Below are 19,206 nucleotides of genomic sequence, written 5' to 3'. Positions count from 1 at the left end.
AATTTACTCAGATCGTATTTTTCTTTCTCCCCCTGCCTCCTGCCTTCTGCCTTCTGCCTCCTGCCTTATTTTCAAGGCAGTCCTAAGGAATAGTCTCGCTGGACTAGAATTGCAGTGCTGTTCTGTGTTATTTGTATTTTCGACAATTGAAAAATTAAGTAATTAAACGTGCAATTGGCTCTTAATTGCCTACTTTGGGGGGAAGATTAAGGCTGACCCAGCGCGATAGGATGAGGCTGACTTAGCACATTGCCTTGAGTTTGCGCCAATTATTTTGGCAAAAGATAATCAAAACCCCGTTGATGAAAGGATCTCTGCCTTCTAGCCATGAATTTCCCCCCCCCAGAGAAAATTCATCTGCACTGCCTCCAGGTGAACCGATCAATCCAGAGGAATTCCCTAAAACCGACGCTCCCTTTGCGATTGTTGGCATCGCCGCTTCCGCTGGGGGATTAGAGGCATTTACAGAACTCATTGCTAACTTGCCTGCCGATACGGGCATGGCGTTCGTGCTGATTCAACACTTATCTCCTGACCACGAAAGCTTGCTGTCTAAAATTCTAAGCAGAGTCACTACCATGCCAGTGCAGCAGGTGCAAGACCGGATGATGGTCGAGCCAAACGAAGTGTATGTGATTCCACCTAATACTCAAATGACGCTCGTCGATGGTATGCTGCACTTGGCTTCGCGTCAGAAGATTGACGGCAAATATCTGCCGGGGGATGCGTTTTTTAAATCATTGGCAGCCGATCGCGGCAGCAAAGCGATCGCCATCGTGCTATCGGGTATGGATGGAGACGGTTCCCAGGGGTTGAAAGCGATCAAAGTGGCTGGCGGGGTGACGTTTGCTCAGTGTGAAGACACGGCAAGATTTGACAGTATGCCGAGTACCGCTGTGGCAACTGGAAGCGTTGATTTTGTACTGCCGCCGAAAGCGATCGCACAACAAATAGCTGCCCTCAGTCGCAGCCCCTTTTTGTTATACTCAGAGCCACTGCAAGTTATAGAGAAGTTGTCCGAACCAGGCGATGCGCTGATGACCCGAATTTTTGCCCTGCTGCGAACAACGACGGGCGTTGACTTCACCGCTTATAAGCCCAGCACGATTGATCGTCGAATGCAGCGACGGATGCTGCTCTATAAGCTAGAAACCCTAGAAGACTACGCTTGGTATCTACAAGCGCATCCGGCTGAAGTGCAAGCACTATATGAAGAAATTCTGATTCACGTCACTAGTTTCTTTCGTGACCCGGAAACGTTTGAGCAGTTAAAAGCGCAGATTTTTCCGGCGATTAGCCAAAACAAAACCGCAGCAAGACCGATTCGGGTTTGGGTGGCAGGCTGCTCAACCGGAGAAGAAGTCTACTCGATCGCCATCTGCTTGTTAGAGTTTTTTAGCGATCGCGCCACCGTGCCGCCGATTCAGATTTTTGCTACCGATATTAGCAAAGCCGCCATCGACAAAGCTAGAGCCGGCTTCTACTTAGACAGCCAAATGGAAAACGTTTCCTTGGAGCGCCGCGATCGCTTCTTTGTGCCCCTGGAAAGCGGGGGCTATCAAATCAGCAGCGCAATCCGCGAACTGTGTGTGTTTGCTCGTCACAACTTAGGCGGCGACCCGCCTTTCTCAAATCTCGATCTGATTAGCTGTCGGAACGTGCTGATCTATCTATCCGAACCGTTGCAAGAGCGAATCATGTCGCTGTTTCACTACAGCCTCAACCCAACGGGCTTTCTGGTCTTGGGTACTTCAGAGAGCGTCAAAACTTCCTCAGAATTGTTTACTTCTGTGGATGAAGCGACCAAGATTTATGCAAGGAAGCTGACTTCGACGCGATCGCTGTTTTCGTTTACGACTCCTCCTTTGCCGTTTGTCAGCGTCGCTCATCAGGATCGCGTCACTGAAACCATCGCCAGTACGTTGGATCTGGCACGAGAAATCGATCGGCTGATTTCAAATCGCTATGCGCCTGTCTCTGTTGTTGTTAACAACCAAATGCAGATTTTGTCTGTGCGTGGAGACACCGATCGCTACCTGAAACTCACCCCTGGCAGTATCGACTTAAACTTGCTGCTGATGGCGCGAGAAGGATTGGCGATGGCGCTGCGGACGGCAATTTATCAAGCTCAAACGCAAAACGTTTCGGTTCGACAAGAACGAATTGAGATTAAATCGGGCGAGCAATCCACGTTTCTCAATCTGGAAGTGATGCCGTTTCAGCCGACAACGGCAAACGCGGTTTATTTTCTAGTGATTTTTGAAGCGGTTTTACCGACCGCTACTCCCATCAGTTCCACTCTCACTGAGCGGCGAGAGCCAGAAGACTTAGAACGTGAAGTGATGCAGCTTAGGCAGTCGCTAGCCGCTGCAACGCAACGCGAACTTTCGGCGCAAGCCCATCTGCAAGCGGTCATTCAAGAACACAACTATCTCAACCAAAGCCTGCGCGTGGCGAACGAAGAAATCCTGTCGAGCAACGAGGAGTTGCAAAGCACGAACGAAGAACTTCAAACAGCAAAAGAAGAAATTCAAGCCACTAACGAAGAACTTTCCACAACAAACGACGAACTTCGTAGCCGCAATTTGCAACAAAACCGAGACAATAGCGACCTGAACAACTTCATTGAGAGCATCAGCGTCCCCATTTTAATGCTGACCAATGATTTGAGAATTCGCCGCTTTACACCTGCCGCGCAGCGCTTGTTCAATTTCATTGTTGCCGATATCGGCCGACCGTTTCACGACCTCCGCACTGATTTTGACGTTTCTCATTTAGAAGCGATGACCTTAGAGGTGCTGGAGACGCTCAACACCAAAGAGCAGAAGATCCAAACTCAAGCAGGCTATTGGTATGCACTCCGCATTCGCCCTTATCGCACGACGGAAAATCAAATTGACGGGGTAACTATGGTTTTCCTCGACATCAACGCGCTCAAATGCCATGCCCAAATATTAGAAATTGCTCGTAACTATGCAGAAGCGATCGTCGAAACCGTGCAGATCCCGCTACTCGTGTTACAGTCCGATCTGCGGGTGAACACGGCCAATCAAGCTTTCTACAACATGTTTCAGGTTACTCAAGCTGAAACCGAGCGAGCCTTCTTGTTTGAGCTAGGCAATCAGCAGTGGAATATTCCCGAACTGCGATCGATTCTAGAAGACGTGTTAATCAACGATCGTCAAGTTCAAAATTTTGAGGTAGAGCATTATTTTGAGCGGATTGGGCAAAAAACCATGCTGCTCAATGCCTGTAAGCTGCAACGAGACGACCAGACAGACATGATTTTGCTGGCGATCTCAGACATCACCAATCGCAAGCAGTTTGAAGTGGAGCGATCGCGGCTATTACAAGAGCAAGTCGCCCGTCAGCAGGCAGAAGCCGCCAACCGAGCCAAAGATGAATTTGTCTCGAACCTCTCCCATGAACTCCGAAACCCGCTCAACACCATGCAGGGTTGGGCAAAAATGCTTCGCACGCGCAGCCTGAATGAAACAATGGTCACTCATGCCCTAGAAGTCATCGAGCGCAGTGCAAAATTGCAATCTCAACTGATTGAAGATATTCTCGACATTTCCCGCATCACCAGCGGTAAGCTGCTTCTCAACACCCGTCTGATTGATTTAGGCGTGGTGATTCGATCGTCGCTCGAATCTATTCAACTCTCAGCCGAAGCCAAGAATATTCAACTTGTTTCACACTTGAATCGTGCAATGGTCGTTGGGGATATCGATCGCTTACAGCAAGTCTTATTGAATCTGCTCTCCAACGCCATCAAGTTCACGCCGTCAGGTGGACGAGTCGAAATTGTGCTTGAGTCGATCGGGACTCAGGCTCAAATTCAAGTCAGTGACACCGGACAAGGAATTAAGGCGGACTTGTTACCCCACATTTTCGAGCGGTTTCGTCAAGGAGACTCCAGCACCACCAAGGCAAAAGCAGGGCTGGGATTGGGGCTAGCGATCGTGCGTCATCTGATCGAACTGCACGGCGGCACGGTGCAGGCGGAAAGTCTAGGTGAGGGGCAAGGCGCGACATTCACCGTTCGGCTGCCGCTACAGAATCTCACCTCAGAGGTGACATCAGCGAGTGATGTAGAGCCGATGGCATTGATAGAAGCGGTCAATACTTCGGCTGAACCTGTGCCTGTTTTAACAGGATTGTGCGTTTTAGCCGTAGACGATGAAGTTGATACCTGCGATCTGTTTAGATTTGTGCTGGAAAGCTATGGGGCCCAAGTGCTAACCGCCGCATCGGCTAGAGCAGCCTTATCCGCTCTTTGCGAAGACCCCAATCGATTCAATGTGCTGATTTGCGATATTGGGATGCCCGAAGACGACGGTTACTGGCTGATTCGGCAAGTGCGATCGCTCAGTGCCGAAGCGGGCGGGCAAATTCCAGCCGTTGCCCTTACTGCCTACGCAAGCGAGGCAGAAAGACAGCAAGCGATCGAAGCTGGCTTTCAAGTACACGTTGCTAAACCCGTTGAACCTGTTCAATTGGCATGGCTCGTGGCAAACCTGGCAAGACGAGCTTAGGGACTTTTGAAGGGGGTAGGGGCAGGGGAGGTAGGGGAGGCAGGGGAGGCAGGGGATAGGGGGCAGCAGTTCTCTACGAGATGCTGCGCCCTACCTCTTAACCAAGTCGGCGATCGCCTCAACCAGTTTTACTGGCTCGATTGGCTTCGGAATATGATCTTGAAAACCTGCCTCTATAGCCTTTTGATAGTTAATTTCTCCAGCAAATGCTGTTAAGGCGATCGCTGGAATCTTCCCGCCCTGTTGGTAGGGCAAGGCTCTCAGCTGGCGTACCAGCATATAGCCATCCATTTCTGGCATCCCAATATCGCTCAGTAGCACGTCTGCTCTGCACTTGGTTAAAGTGGCGAGAGCTTCAACGGCTGAGGTAACAGTTGTTACATTTGCCCCATACATCTCTAGCATGAAAGCAATAAACTCCCGTGTATCTGCATTATCATCTACCACCAAAACTTGGATACCATGCAAATTTAGGGATGGCTCAGACAATTTACTGTCCGCGTTCTTCTGGGATGGAGTTGCCATGAGCGGAAGTCTTACAGTAAAGGTTGCTCCCTGATTTTCACCTGCACTTTCTACCTGAACAGTTCCGCCATGCAACTCAACTAAGTGACGGACGATCGCCAACCCTAACCCCAGTCCACCAAACTTTCTGGTTGTAGCACTATCTGCTTGGCGGAAGTATTCAAACACATAGGGGAGGAAGTCAGGGTGAATCCCTTGACCTGTATCGATAACAGTGACTTCGGCAAAAGAGCTAACTTGTTTCAAATGGATCTCCACTCGTCCCCCGACATCAGTGAACTTAATTGCGTTCGAGAGGAGATTCCAAATCACTTGCTGTAACCTATTTGGATCGCCCAAAACTTGCCCGACATTTGGTTCAAGCCTCACCTGAATTTGAATAGACTTGCTTTCAGCAGCCAGCTGTACAGTTTCCATTGCAGCTTGAACGATCGATACTAGATCGACTGGGGAAACCTGAAGGCTAAGTTTGCCTTGCAGAATTCGGGAGACATCTAGCAAGTCTTCAATCAGTTCGGACTGTAACTTGGCATTGCGTTCGATCGCACTCAGGGCATAAGCGGTCTTGGTTTCATCAAGCTTAGAGGTTTGGAGCAGCTTAGACCAACCCAGAATTGGATTCAGGGGCGATCGCAACTCATGGGATAATACTGCTAGAAACTCATCTTTAATTCGGTTGGCTTGTTGCAATTGTTGAGCTTGTTGCTGGATTGAAGCGAGTAGATTTGCCCGCTCAATAGCGATCGCCATCTGCTCGCAGGTGGATTGCAGCAGATCGATTTCTTCGGGAGTAAAACAGGTGCGGGTGCGGCTGGCAAAGGAGAGCGTCCCCAGTAACCGTCCCTGCACAATCAATGGTTGTCCAGCATAAGCCGTGATGCCAATTGAGTTGACAGGCTGCGCGTTGGGATGGGTGGAGATTTGCGATCGATCGAAGACAATTTGCTGCCGCTCTTGTGCCACCAGTCCGCAAAGATATTCACCAACTTCAATCCATTCGAGCGACTGAGCCGTTGCTTCAGAGATTCCGCCATAGTTATTCAGATGCAGCATTAGCTGCTGGTCTTTTTCCTCGACCATGTAGTTGTAGTAACAATCCAACTGTAGCTGGGCTGAGAGTTTGTTAAATAAGTTATTCATCAACTGCATGGGATGTTCCGTGGCCAGTAAATCGCTGGTAGTTTCATACAGCAGGTGCAGCCGTTCCTCTGCTCGTTTGCGTTCGGTGATGTCGAGTGCGGTTCCCAGGAACCCAACGGCTTGCTTGGACACTCCCTCTCCCTCTAATTGCACCTGCCCATTAGCGAATAGCCACCGCTCAGTTCCATCCTTCCACACGATCCGATAGTCAATTTCATAAGTACCTGACGACATCGGGTCGAGCGCATTGCTGATAGTGTTGACTACACGCTCGCGATCGTCTGGGTGGATGCACTCTATTACCATCGGCAAAGGGATAAGCGCGCTGTCATCCGGTTCGCCCCAAATCTCAAGCATTCGCTTGTCAAACTCGACGAGGTTCGTACTGGGGTCATAATGCCAAGTCCCAAGCCGACTGATGTTAACGGCAAGCTGTGCGCGTTTCTCACTTTGGTGTAGAGCTTTTTGTGCTTGTTTGCGTTCGCTAATATCCTCTATTAAGCCGTCAATAACGGTTGTACCATCTACTTCGGTAAAAGTTGTACTAATTCGCACCCAAATTAAACTACCATTCGCTCGTCGCAATTGCATTTCGCGATCGCGGATTTCGCTATTTTGTTTTAATTGGTTGAGAACTTGGGCATAGTCCAATGGTTGGAAATAAGCCTCAAGGGTTTGACTTGCTGGAATTTCAGTTAGAGAATTTAAACCTAACAGCCGCAGAAATGCCGGATTACCTTCGAGTAAAATACCATCTGCTGTTAAGCGATAAATTCCTACATTTAAATTATTCAACAAAGTTTGAAAGCGTGATTCTAGCCTGACTGCTTTACGTTGAGCTTCAGTCCGCTCTATTGCTCGGCGGACTGCTGCGGGTAATCGAACATAGTGCTTAGGAGACTTAATGATGTAATCTTCCAATCCCGATTTCATCGCCTCAACGGCAACTTCCTGAGTACCACTACTGGTAAACATTATTACTGGGCAATCAGGATAACGGTTTTTAATTGCCCGAATCGCGGTTAAGCCATCACTCCAGCGTAATTGATAGTCCGTTATTACTAAATCAAACTGTCCTTTCTCCAGTGCTTCTTCCAAGTCTTTTGCTTGAACAATTTCGTGAAACTGGAGGTCAAAAAACTCTTGCTCTAGTACATGAATCGCCAGTAGGCGATCGTTCAAATTATCATCAATTAGAAGAATGCGTAACATTGAGCTACATTACATTTACGTAAGGGTAACAGCGACCAAAATGCCCAAAAAACGTTTAAACAGTTCAAAATTGCGGTCTTTCGTTAAACATAATCCAGTGGAGATTGAGGGTTATAGCAATTTCTACTAATTCGTTAAAAATAACTGGTTTAACTATGTAAGCATTTACACCTATGTCATAGACATGATTGATGTCAGCATACTCCCTTGATGAGGTGAGAACTACGACGGGTAAGCGCTTGAGTTCTGGTTGTTGCCGTAACCACATCAAAACCTCAGCCCCGGATCTGCGAGGGAGTTTCAGATCGAGCAAGATTAGTACAGGCAAGGGATAACGAGTGCGATCGCCATAAGGCTCCTCCCCAGACAGATACAACACTGCTGCATCGCCATCATTTACCACCTGAACTGGATTGACAATGTTAGTCTTGCGGAGCGCGCGTTGCAGTAGCAGCACATCTTTGTGATTATCCTCTACAAGTAAAATAGTGTCTTGCTCTTTACTCATGAAATTTTGTCTTTGAAGACAGGGGGTAGGGGGCAGGAGGCAGGAGGCAGGGGCAGGGGGCAGGGGGCAGGGGCAGGGGGCAGGGGGCAGGGGGAAAGACAGTTTTTCAAAACTTACTGTGTGCCCCAGAGCGTAGGGCAAGGGTTTTGCACTAAATATTTAAGAGCGTAGAAAGAATTTTATGTTTGCCCGTAATCAAGAGGATTAAAAAATTTTAGGGATTTACATCTATAACTATAGGTAAATCTATCCAAAATCGGCTTCCTTGTCCAGGTTGGGATTCTACACCAACTTGTCCACCCATACGTTCGACTCCTTTGCGGACAATTGCTAAACCGATACCACTACCAGGATAAACTTCATAGCTATGTAGGCGCTCAAAAACATTAAAGATGCGTTTGTGGTGTGTTTCCTTAATACCAATACCATTGTCTTGCACCCATAAGCGAACCAATTTATTACGTTTCTCAGTCCATATCCGTAACTGAGGTTGGACTCCCGATGCAACAAATTTAATCGCATTAGTTAGCAAATTGGTAACTACTTGAATCAAAATAGTAGGGTTTCCCGTCACTTCAGCTAAAGGCTCTTCAACTTGCACTCTCGCCTGTCGCTGTGTTATCTCTAATTCTAGCTGTCTCAGTATTTGTATCATCAATAAAGATAAGTTAATAGGTTGTAATGGCATTTCAGTCCGGCTAAGACGACTGTATTCAAGCAAATCTTGAACAAGCTTGTCTGCTTGCTGTGTACTTGTAATAATGCGCTGCAAATAGTTTTGTTGGTTTTCTAGGTTAGATTCCCTATCCTGGTTATCTAAAAGGATTGAACCAAAGGCTTGGATAGCACGTAATGGTTCTCGCAGATCGTGGGAAATTGAATAACTAAATGCTTCTAAATCTTGATTAGCTACTGCTAATTCCTGATTTGTCTGCGCTAAATCTCGATTTGCTACTTCTAATTCAGCAGTGCGCTCCCTGACTCGCTCTTCTAAGGTTTGGTTGAGTTGCTGAATTTCAATTTCAGCTTGTTTACGAGATGTAATATCTTCAATTAAGCCATCTAGTACCTGTTGTCCCTCAACTGTATTTAGAGCTATGCTTAATCCTACCCAAATAAATCTTCCATCTGCTCGTTGTAATTGAATCTCTTGCTCTTGCTGTTGAGGTGACGGCAGTTTTTGTAGTATTGAGTAGTATTGATAGATGTTCAATAAATTCATTGCTGAGGCTTGTGATAATGAATCCAGCCCCAACAATTCCAGAAACGCTGGGTTACACTCAATAAAATTTCCATCTGGATAAGTACGAAATATACCTAGTTTTAATTGGTTGAGCAAACCTTGAAGACGGATTTCAAGTAAGGTAGCTCGTCGTTTGATTTCTGTTCGTTCTAGCGCAACTCGCACAGCAGCTGGTACGCGAATGTAGCGGTTGGGTAACTTGAGGACATAATCATCTAGCCCAGACTTCATTGCCTCTACCGCAATTTCTTCACTACCTGTATTAGTAAACATAATCACTGGACAGTTTGGATACTGTTGCTTAATTGTATATAAAACTTCTAGTCCAGTACTCCAGCCCAGTTGATAGTCGGTAATAACTAAATCAAATTCGCCTGCTGCTACTGCACTAGCAAAGCCAGAGGCTTCGCGAATTTCTTGAGGTTGAAATTGCGGAAATTCTCGCCTGAGTTCTCGGATCGTTAAGGCGCGATCGCCTGGATTATCATCAATTATCAGAATGCGGAGTACTTGCGTCATTCGTATCGTTGCTGTAAGGAACGACTTTTGGCAGGGCAATCCAAAAGCGGCTACCAGTACTTAATTGCGATTCTACTCCGGCTCGACCGCCCATTCGCTCTAACCCTTTGCGAACAATTGCTAAACCAATACCAGTACCTGGATAGATTTCCACGCCATGCAGTCGTTCAAACACCCGAAAAATGCGCTCTTGATGTTCTGGCGCAATGCCGATGCCGTTGTCTACAATAGACAATTGTATCGAATCTTGCTGCTCCTCTGCATAGATTTCTACTTTTGGCTGTATTCCAGGCTGCACAAATTTCATCGCATTGCTGAGTATATTGGTTACTACCTGAACAAGCGTAGAGCGATGAGCCATCACTAACGGCAAGGGTTTGGCCACCGTGACTTGTGCAAGCTGTTCTTGAAGTTGTGTGCTGAGTTGTTTTAAAGCTTCTTCGACAACATGAGTTAAATCAACTTTTTGCATTTCAATTTGGGCACGGCTGAGGCGGCTGTATGCTAGGAGTTCAGCAATTAGGGTGTCCATTTGGACTGCACCCTCTGTAATATATTGAATGTATTCTTGCCCAACCGAGTCTAGTTTGTCTGTGTAGTCTTCTTGCAATGCCTGAGCAAAGCCTTGCATAGTACGTAACGGTGCCCGTAAATCGTGCGATATCGTGTAAGTAAACGCTTCTAGCTCTTGATTTGTTTCTTGCAACTGTGCAGTGCGCTCGGTGACACGCTGTTCTAGTTCCAAAGCGTAATTTTGAAGTTGTTCGCGTAGCAGAGATTGTTGAATAGCGATCGCTAACTGAGCCGCCACCTCAATCACAACATCTTGTGATTGAGCATCAAAAACAGCTGTCTGAGTCGCCGCTAAGTTGAGTTCTCCGAGCAGCGTTTCTTCAACTAACATCGGAATCCGCAAACAACAACGCATTCCTGCCGAATGCAACTGCGCTAAAATAGCTGGGTAAAGCTCAACATTTGTCAAGTCTTTAACATAACTAAGGTTTTGTCGCAAGCTTTGATCGGGCGCAAAGTCTGATACTGCCATCTTTGTACCTTCAAGCGGTTGTAATTCTTTAGTGCTGCTGCCTGCAACAATCTCAGCTGTGCCTGTCTCAAAATTAAATAGGGCAACAAATGCTTGCTCATAGGGTACTAACTGACGCATTTGGGTCAGCGCACTTCGGACTAGAGATTTGATTGACTCAGCTGCTAGAATTGCTCGGTCAATATTATGTAAAGCAGCAAGTCTTTGGGCAGAAAGCTGAACATTTTTAGTTTGTACTCGGGCAGTTTTGAGAGCATTCTCGTAATTGTCAGACACATGTGTAATTTGCCGTCGAATATAAAAGGCAAGGATGCCACCAGCAGCAAGCGACAGGATTATGCTAGTAAAGATGACTCGCTCAGTAGTCTGTTGGACTGCTTGGTTGCGCTGATACCGTAGCTGCTCTTCAGTAGCAATAAAATCAGTAATTTGATTTCGCATTACGTCCATGTGCTGTTTGCGAACCTTAATTGCTGATAGGGGTTCAGCTTCACCTTTTTGTTTGCGAGCGATCGCTTGAGAAATAGAGTTCTTCCAGACTGTTTGCTCTGCCTCGATTTGCCTTAAGTGTTGACTTTGTCGGGGATTATCTGAAACTAAATCACCCAACTGATCGAAAGTAATATTAATCGTAGAGTTAGCTTGCTAATAAGGTTTAAGAAATTCTGGCTCACTTGTAAGCTGGTATCCACGTACTCCTGTCTCCAGATCCAGTAATAGTTTTTGTAAGTTATTTGCTTGGGCAATTACTCGATCGGTGTGGTCAACCCATTGCATAGCCGAAAGCAGGCGGTTAATTTGCCAGATTGAAACTCCTGACAAGGACAATAACAAGATAATTGGTAGAGCGATCGCGCCGATCAACCTACGCCTGAATGCAATTTGAGTAATTTGTAGCATTTACTTATGCTATAGCAGCACTTGTACAGTAAACGACACTATCTTGAAAATAACTTTGTTTACGTAGCTGCTTTGAACACGAGCTTCAGGACTGTCTAAGGGACAACGCCAACTTCTGTTGTCATTGTTTTTTCTCACATTTCTAGCTTCCGGCCAACCATATACCACAAACCCACGGCATAGCGGATGTAATTAAGTTCTGTAAAACCTGCTTTCGCAAACTCGTACTCGAAGTTGAAATGGATAAAGTCATCCAACCACGGTTCTTGAAAAGAAGCACTGAGGGCGTATTCACCCCGATAAGTGTCAGCATATAGTACCCAACCTCCGGGTTTGGTAATCCGGTACATCTCCTTGAGAATCTTAGGAGTCCACTCTTTAGGTGTCTCGTGAAAGAGTAGTGATGATGTGACAAGATCGAAGGAGTTGTCAGGGTAGCCAGTGTTACGAGCGTCCACCTGCTCGAAGGATGCCCGCTCACTCAATCCAGCCTTGTTAAATTTGTGCTGACTAATGACCAGCATATAAGGTGAAACATCAGTAATGCGAAAGGTGGCCTGTGGAAACCGCTGTGCCAGTGCCAGCGCTCCACCAGCCGTACCTGCACCAAGCTCTAGCACCGTCTCAATTTGAGTGTCTTCAGGAATTAGTTCAGCCATTGTCTCGCGCAACTGCTGACAACTAACATTGTGGCTGAGGGGAATAATCGCATCCATAGCAGCATCCCAACCTAAGCACGACTGAGGGTTAGTGTAGGAATCAGTTGACCCATGAATGGGAGCGTGGATATAGTCAGGGTAATATTCATGCTCAGTATGGTAGCCTTTGAGTTCCTCTTGCCAATTAATTAAGGCATATTCCTGCATTACTGAGGGCATCGCTGCGGTGATACGTTGAATTACCTCGGTTCGATATGCTTGTTTTTTTTCTGCATTCCATCTCGGCATAATCATCTCCTACTTACACTCGTTACTGGTGTTCCTAGATTCCAATCTGGGAACGAGAAATAAACTGCAAATATAATAGAGCAATACTCCAGACAGTTTTTAATTGAGCCAATTCACAAGAAAGCTATCGATCCCATTAGAGTGCTGATTAGAACAACCAAGCACCGGAACGATAGCTATATGTAAATTGTACAGGTACGTTACGCTGTCGCTAATCCTCTATACATTTAGGACTTACGCAAAAATCCCCAAAAAGCCTAATTTATCGAACCGCCAAGACGCCATCGCGTAGCGTCTCGTTAGAGAAGAACGCCAAGAATTCATAGAGTATGCGTAAGTCCTAACATTTATTAGGGTATTGGAGAATTTATTTTTTGACATTCCTTAAGACCTGAAAATGGCAGGCAAAAATGAAGTTAACTGTTTAAATTTAAGTAAATACTGAAAAAAGTCTGAAAAATTCCGCTAAAGTCTTATTTAAAACAAACTTTATTCTTTTTAAAAATGAATATAGAAGAAGCATTAGTAATTTTAGATACATTTCTTGAACATGGCTTAAGTGATGTTCAAGAAATCATATTTCGTAAAGCTTGGGAAGGACAAACTTATCCAGATATCGCCGAAAGCTGTGGTTACGATGCCAATTATATAAAAGATGTTGGTTCTAAGTTATGGAAGTTACTTTCACAAGCTTTCGGGGAAGAGGTGACAAAAAGTAATTTTCGCTCAGTATTGAGACGGCGAGGCCTCCAGCGGGCTTTGCCTACGCAAAATAGCGTTTTGCCAGAAAAATTACAACCTGTGCCAGCAGTTTTGAGACAGTCTCAGCCAACAAGCAGAGCCAAAGATGGAATATCAGCGTCTTCTTTGGTAATCGAAAAACAAGACGAGAGAAAAACCCCAGTCTCTAATCCCGACTTTTTAGAAAATCCTGGTGGCTCAGTGCCCCTAAATTCCTTTTTTTACATAGAACGTCCGCCAATTGAAGAACGCACCTATACCGAAATCAATAAACCTGGAAGCCTAATCAGAATCAAAGCCCCCAGCAAAATGGGAAAAACCTCCCTAATGCACAGGATTCTGACTCATGCCAAACAGACTGGGGTACACACTGTACAAATCGGTTTACAGAGGGCAGATAGTCAAGTTTTCACTAGCTTGGAAAAATTCTTACGCTGGTTTTGTGCTAACGTCAGTCGGCAGTTGAACCTAGAAATCAGACTAGATGATTATTGGGATGAGGATATTGGTAGCAAAGTTAGCTGCACATTGTATTTACAGGAGTATTTGCTAGAAAAAATCGACGCTCCGGTAGTCTTAGCTTTGGATGAAGTGAATCGAATTTTCGAGTATCCAGAAATCTCTAAAGATTTTCTACCGCTACTGCGTTCTTGGTATGAAGATGCTTCCGAATTAGAAATCTGGCAAAAACTGCGATTAGTAGTAGTTCATGCCACTGAAGCTTATATCCCACTAGATATTAATCAATCACCTTTCAATGTGGGCCTACCGATTAAGTTACCAGAATTTAGTTTAGAGCAGATGCAGGATTTGGCAGTGCGTCATGGATTGGATTGGGCCAAAGGTGAGAAAGGATTGGAAAAGTTGGCTTTGCTACGAGCGATGATTGGCGGTCATCCTTATCTAGCTCGTCTGGCTCTTTATAACCTAGGAAATCAAACAGTAACCCTAGAGCAGCTATTACAAGAGGCTCCCACAATTGCCGGTATTTATAGCAACTATTTACGCCATCATCTAGCCAATCTCCAAGAACATCCAGAACTTGCGATCGCACTCAAACGGGTAGTTACCTCTCCCACAAGTGTACAACTAGAAGCGATCGCTGCCTATAAATTAGAAAGTATGGGTCTGGTAAAACTTGAAGGAAATCAGGCAATGCCTAGCTGTGATTTGTACCAGCTATATTTCCAAGAGCAATTAACCTAAAGGCTATGAATAAATACGAATATCAAATTGGCGGTAGTCTCAAAGTCGATGCTCCTAGCTATGTAGAACGGCAGGCTGACTTTGAACTTTATAATGCTTTAATTCAAGGTGAATTTTGTTATGTCTTTAGTTCCCGACAAATGGGGAAATCTAGTTTGCGGTTACAAACGAGACACCGATTAGAACAAGCAGGCTACAGTTGTGCTTCTATCGACATGACTCGCATCGGCAACGGCAATATTACTCCTGCTCAATGGTATAAGGGCATAGTAGTTGACTTATTAAGGAGCTTTAATCTCTTTAGCAAAGTTAATATAAAAGCCTGGTGGTCGGAGCGTGAAGATTTACCTGCATTACAGCGATTGAGCCAATTTGTTGAAGACATTTTATTAGTTGAACTAAAAACTGAAAAAATATTTATTTTTATTGATGAAATTGATAGTGTTTTAGGTTTAAATTTCCCGGTAGTCGATTTTTTTACTTTAATTCGCTCGTGCTACAATCAGCGAGCCGAAAATCCCGAATATAACCGTCTAACTTGGGCGCTGTTTGGAGTTGCAACCCCTTCAGATTTGATTGCCGATCGCAACTGTACCCCATTTAATATTGGTAAATCTATTGAACTGCACGGCTTTAATTTATCGGAAGTTCAACCATTAGCCGCAGGTTTAGAAAGTAAAGTAGCTAATCCAATGGCAGTCCTAAAAGAAATTTTAGCTTGGACAAATGGGCAGCCATTTTTGACTCAAAAACTATGTCAGATAGTAGTACAAGAAAGAACCTCTGGAAGCAAAAATGTTGAAGAACAGAGAAGCTTAGAAGTTGATGAGCGTTATAAATTGGATAACCATTTACCAATTATTAATCAACATTTAATAAATTTTTATTACCAATTTCCCTTGTTAATATTAGAAAAACTAGTGCAGACACATATTATTGATAAATGGGAAGCAAAAGACGATCCAGAGCATTTGAAAACAATCCGCGATCGCCTGCTGATAAATGAGCAACGTACTGGAGGTTTGCTAGGACTATATCAGCAAATTTTACAAGGAATTCAGATAACTAGTGATGATGGAGAAGAACAAATAGAACTGCTGTTGTCGGGTTTAGTAACCAAGCAGCAGGGGCAATTAATAGTAAAGAACCGGATTTATGAAGAGGTTTTCAATCAAACTTGGGTAGAAAAACAACTAGCAAAATTACGACCCTACTCCCAAGCATTTAACGCTTGGGTAGCCTCAGATCGCTGCGATAATTCCCGACTATTACGCGGGACAGCCTTACATGAAGCTTTAGCTTGGTCGCAAGGCAAAAGCTTGAGCGATTTAGATTATCAGTTTTTAGCAGCTAGCCAAGAATGCGATCGCCGAGAAGTTGAGACATGGTTAGAAGCAGAACGAACTAAAGAAGTTAAAGCTAGACTAGTTCAAGAGCAAAAAGCAGCTAGATTTCAAAGATTATTTTTTATAGGCGCGTTCGGTTGGGCATTAATAGTTGTTTTAGGATTGGCGATGGTGACTTTCGAGTATAAAAAGCACTGTTCAGTGACCTCAAAGCAATTACTACATTACCCATGAGTAAGACAACGATTGTATCTGCAACCAAAATAAAATTCCATTTATGATAGTTGATATCATATCCGCTTGATTGCTTATTAAACCCGAAATATTCAAGCAAGTTTTGAATTGTTTTTTTACTTCTTTTGTGCCGGTTTGATTTCTGGAATAGTTAGTCTAATTATTGGTTTTTTATTTCAGATAATTGTAGGTTAGTAAAGTATCAGGTTTGAAACGGACATTATTAGAAGGTTCTTTGAGAGAGAGTACGCTAGTAGTACTTATTTGTTCATGTCCAAATAGCATTTATAATAAATCCTCTATCTCAGCATATTTCCGCAAGCGTGGTAGACACTGACGTTGATAGAAACTGCTTAATGTCGCAATTGACAGCCCAAAGTCTTTAGATAATTCTTTCCAACTAACTTCCGGGGGTAAGCGTTTGAGAATTAATACCTGACAATTTACGTCTGGACGCCCTTTAATGTGAGTACTACGTAGTTCCATATCCGAGTCTGTCTCCACCCATGTCTCCAGGTTTTCCAAAATAGGAGGTGCTTGGGGGGTAGCTGGTATATTATCTATCGGGTCAATACTTTCACCAATCTCACCCGACTTAGACTGACGAACTCCAAAGGAGACTGTTGTGGCTTTTTCCCGGTTTTGGTTGAGATAAAAGTCTTGTAGTCTGCGTTTAAGGTAAGCATCCAGCCAATTAATCACACTACCTTGAGTGGAGTCATAAACTTGACCTGTCAGACCATCACAAACGTTGCGGCAGAAATACAACCAAGTTTGTTGCAGTGCGTCTTGATAGTAGGGAGTATTTTCCTTCCAGAGTTTACCTTGTGTCAAACGAATGATTTGCGTGAGCAACTTCTGACGTTGACGGCTTCCAGGTGAATGTCTACGAGCTTGGGTAACTAAGGATGTTAGCTGTTCATTTAGCTTCTCCTTAGCTGAAATGCTAGAGAACGGACACCTGACTTCCTGGTTTACTGGTAGTGAATGACTCTGAATGCCTAAATCAGTAGTAACATCTTTTACAGTTAAAGAGCTGTTGCTCACCCGATCGGTTTCAACCGCAATACTATCTATATTTCCTTGCTCAGATGCCTGAATACAACGATGAATTGCTTGTTCAGGCGGGATAAAATCTTGGTTTATACTATTTTTTCGCATCTTCTTTTCTTCCCTGAAGTTTCTTTTTTGGGCATACTTTGCAGACTTGATGCAGTGGCCAAGTATTTCGATGCTATCTATGATTATCTGTGAGATATCAGAGATGATAACAGCATGGTTGCAATGGGCAATACACTTTTGTTCGTTGATTCAATTCAATCCACATAATCAACTCAGTAAGAGGAAATAATTAAATGTAAAATGCAAATCAGAAGAACCTGTTACTGTTGGGGTTTTCCCTTCTGCTTCTACTTATTAGACCTTTTTGAAGTTTTGGATTGAAGTTTACTTTGACCATACCTTTAATTTAGTGAATCACTCACTTTTTAACAGCATGAAAAAGTCATAATTTGTCAGGAATTTTGCTGTCAAAGTTTTATTAATTTATGTAAAAAATGTCGCTAACGTCAGAAAACATCTATTTTCTCACCTGTGTTAGCAGTTTTATACCAATTTAATGTGAAGTTACACATATCTAGATCCCCCTAAATCCCCCGATAAATTGGGGGACTTTGATATGTTTTTCTGGTTCCCCCCTTTATAAGGGGGCTAGGGGGGAACGAATTCTATGCAGCTTTATAAAAAATTGGTATTAGATTAGAAGCCTTGACTAAAGGTATCTTCTAGCAATCTCAGACTGCTTATTTATTTACAGAACTTTTGATACAAAATACTTTAGCGGTTTGCTGAAATGATGTTATTAAGGGACTTCCAGAAAATAAATTATCCCATTTCACATTCATCAAAACGACTTTCTCTCCCCCTGCTCCCTGCTCCCTGCTCCCTGCTCCCTGCTCCCCTGCCCTCAAAGCGATGGAATATTTTTTTAATTGGAAGTCTCTTAGGAGGTGATATCGCGGACACTAGCACAATGGTATTCCTGTCCGTTTAACTCTAGATAATTAACAGTTATTTCCACGACTATGTTTTGACCATCTTGAGTTCGTTGACTAGACTCAAAAGTGAGAGAGCCTTTTTGTCTAACTTCTTCCCAGTGCGATCGCCAAGTAACCGTCGAAAAATTTGGATCTATATCGTAAACAGTCATGGTCAACAATTGGGCGCGGGAGTAGCCAAGATGACGACAGGCGGCTTCATTCACGTAAACTAGCTGGGCATCCGAATTTACAAAAAAGATAGAATCCTTAAATTTATCTAAATAAAACTGACTAAGGCGCAGTGCTGACTCGGCTTTTTGGCGATCGCTAATTTCCTGCTGCAAAAGTATATTTTGCTGGGTCAGTTGTTTTTGCAACCTGCCGATAGTCAAGTTATTTTCTACACGGGCAAAAACCTCTTCTTCACTAAAAGGTTTGGTAATATAATCCACTCCCCCGACTGCAAAAGCTTTAACTTTGTCAAAAACTTCATCCAAGGCGCTAATAAAAATCACCGGAATGTCGCGGGTTTTCTCTGAGGCTTTCAAATGTTGACAGACTTCATAACCATTCATTTCTGGCATCATGATGTCAAGCAAAATTAAATCGGGCGGTGCAGCTTGTGCTGTTTTCAAAGCTGTTTGTCCGTTAATAACTCTCCGAATTTCATAGCCAACTTGAGTTAGCATAGCGGATAAAAGTCGCAGATTATCGGGTGTATCATCAACAACAAGAATATTTGCTTTTGGTAGCTGAACTTGATGGTTATCCATATTTATTAGAACTAATTTATTAGAAAATAATTCAACAGCCAGAAATCATAATTCAAAATTAAATTAGAGTCCGACTAGTGAATGTTTTAAGATACCCACCAAAACTTTTAGTGCATTCACTACACAAAGATTTATTGATGTTTAATTAGTGGCAGATATCATATCAAGTCTGGCTCATTAGTTATGATTTACACAGTCATTCCACCCTACACGCCAGATGTGTTTAATAAATAATCAAGCGGACATAATATTAATCCCCCCATTTATTGTTCTGACTCCTAAATTCTGAC

At 44.0% G+C, this 19,206-nt stretch carries 10 protein-coding genes and 1 pseudogene; 3 read left to right on the top strand and 8 right to left on the bottom strand.

The annotated features are described in order from the left end of the window. The first annotated feature begins 302 nt into the window (after nt 1–302). Nucleotides 303–4,538, top strand: coding sequence for a CheR family methyltransferase (locus RMY32_RS17020; protein WP_322712491.1), 4,236 nt, complete (start codon nt 303–305; stop codon nt 4,536–4,538). A 90-nt stretch (nt 4,539–4,628) separates the two neighbouring features. Here RMY32_RS17020 and RMY32_RS17015 read toward each other — a convergent pair whose 3' ends face one another. From RMY32_RS17015 to RMY32_RS16990, 6 genes and pseudogenes are all read right to left on the bottom strand, one after another. Further along, nucleotides 4,629–7,415, bottom strand: coding sequence for a response regulator (locus RMY32_RS17015; protein ID WP_322712489.1), 2,787 nt, complete (start codon nt 7,413–7,415; stop codon nt 4,629–4,631). Between the two features lie 64 nt (nt 7,416–7,479). Then, complete coding sequence (locus RMY32_RS17010) at nt 7,480–7,923, bottom strand: response regulator (protein WP_322712488.1); 444 nt, start codon at nt 7,921–7,923, stop codon at nt 7,480–7,482. A 214-nt stretch (nt 7,924–8,137) separates the two neighbouring features. Continuing rightward, nucleotides 8,138–9,685, bottom strand: a complete 1,548-nt coding sequence (locus RMY32_RS17005) for a sensor histidine kinase (RefSeq protein ID WP_322712487.1) — start codon at nt 9,683–9,685, stop codon at nt 8,138–8,140. Then, the gene (locus tag RMY32_RS17000) at nt 9,654–10,157 is read right to left on the bottom strand and encodes a sensor histidine kinase (RefSeq protein ID WP_409883269.1); all 504 of its coding nucleotides are present in this window, start codon (nt 10,155–10,157) and stop codon (nt 9,654–9,656) included. Before RMY32_RS17000 ends, RMY32_RS17005 begins: the two co-directional genes overlap by 32 nt. A gap of 78 nt (nt 10,158–10,235) precedes the next feature. Next, a pseudogene (locus tag RMY32_RS16995) lies at nt 10,236–11,507 on the bottom strand (CHASE3 domain-containing protein); the annotation flags it as partial. A 257-nt stretch (nt 11,508–11,764) separates the two neighbouring features. Beyond that, nucleotides 11,765–12,577 (bottom strand): class I SAM-dependent methyltransferase, encoded by an 813-nt coding sequence (locus tag RMY32_RS16990; RefSeq protein ID WP_322712486.1) that lies wholly within the window; start codon nt 12,575–12,577, stop codon nt 11,765–11,767. A 504-nt stretch (nt 12,578–13,081) separates the two neighbouring features. Between RMY32_RS16990 and RMY32_RS16985 the strand changes: the two genes are divergently transcribed. Continuing rightward, entirely contained in the window at nt 13,082–14,524 is a 1,443-nt protein-coding gene (locus RMY32_RS16985; protein WP_322712485.1) for an AAA-like domain-containing protein, read from the top strand. A 5-nt stretch (nt 14,525–14,529) separates the two neighbouring features. Further along, nucleotides 14,530–16,104, top strand: a complete 1,575-nt coding sequence (locus RMY32_RS16980) for an AAA-like domain-containing protein (RefSeq protein WP_322712484.1) — start codon at nt 14,530–14,532, stop codon at nt 16,102–16,104. 285 nt (nt 16,105–16,389) lie between these two features. Here RMY32_RS16980 and RMY32_RS16975 read toward each other — a convergent pair whose 3' ends face one another. Together RMY32_RS16975 and RMY32_RS16970 are read right to left on the bottom strand one after the other, a co-directional pair. Continuing rightward, on the bottom strand, nt 16,390–17,049 hold the full coding sequence (locus RMY32_RS16975; RefSeq protein ID WP_322712536.1) for a sigma-70 family RNA polymerase sigma factor: 660 nt from the start codon (nt 17,047–17,049) through the stop codon (nt 16,390–16,392). A gap of 1,057 nt (nt 17,050–18,106) precedes the next feature. Further along, entirely contained in the window at nt 18,107–18,916 is an 810-nt protein-coding gene (locus RMY32_RS16970) for a response regulator (RefSeq protein WP_322712483.1), read from the bottom strand. Between the last annotated feature and the right edge of the window lie 290 nt (nt 18,917–19,206).

The sequence above is a fragment of the Nostoc sp. ChiSLP03a genome (assembly GCF_034531215.2).
Lineage (GTDB): Bacteria > Cyanobacteriota > Cyanobacteriia > Cyanobacteriales > Nostocaceae > Nostoc.
Note: the sequence above shows the minus strand (reverse complement) of the source record. Positions and strands in the feature narration are given on the sequence as shown.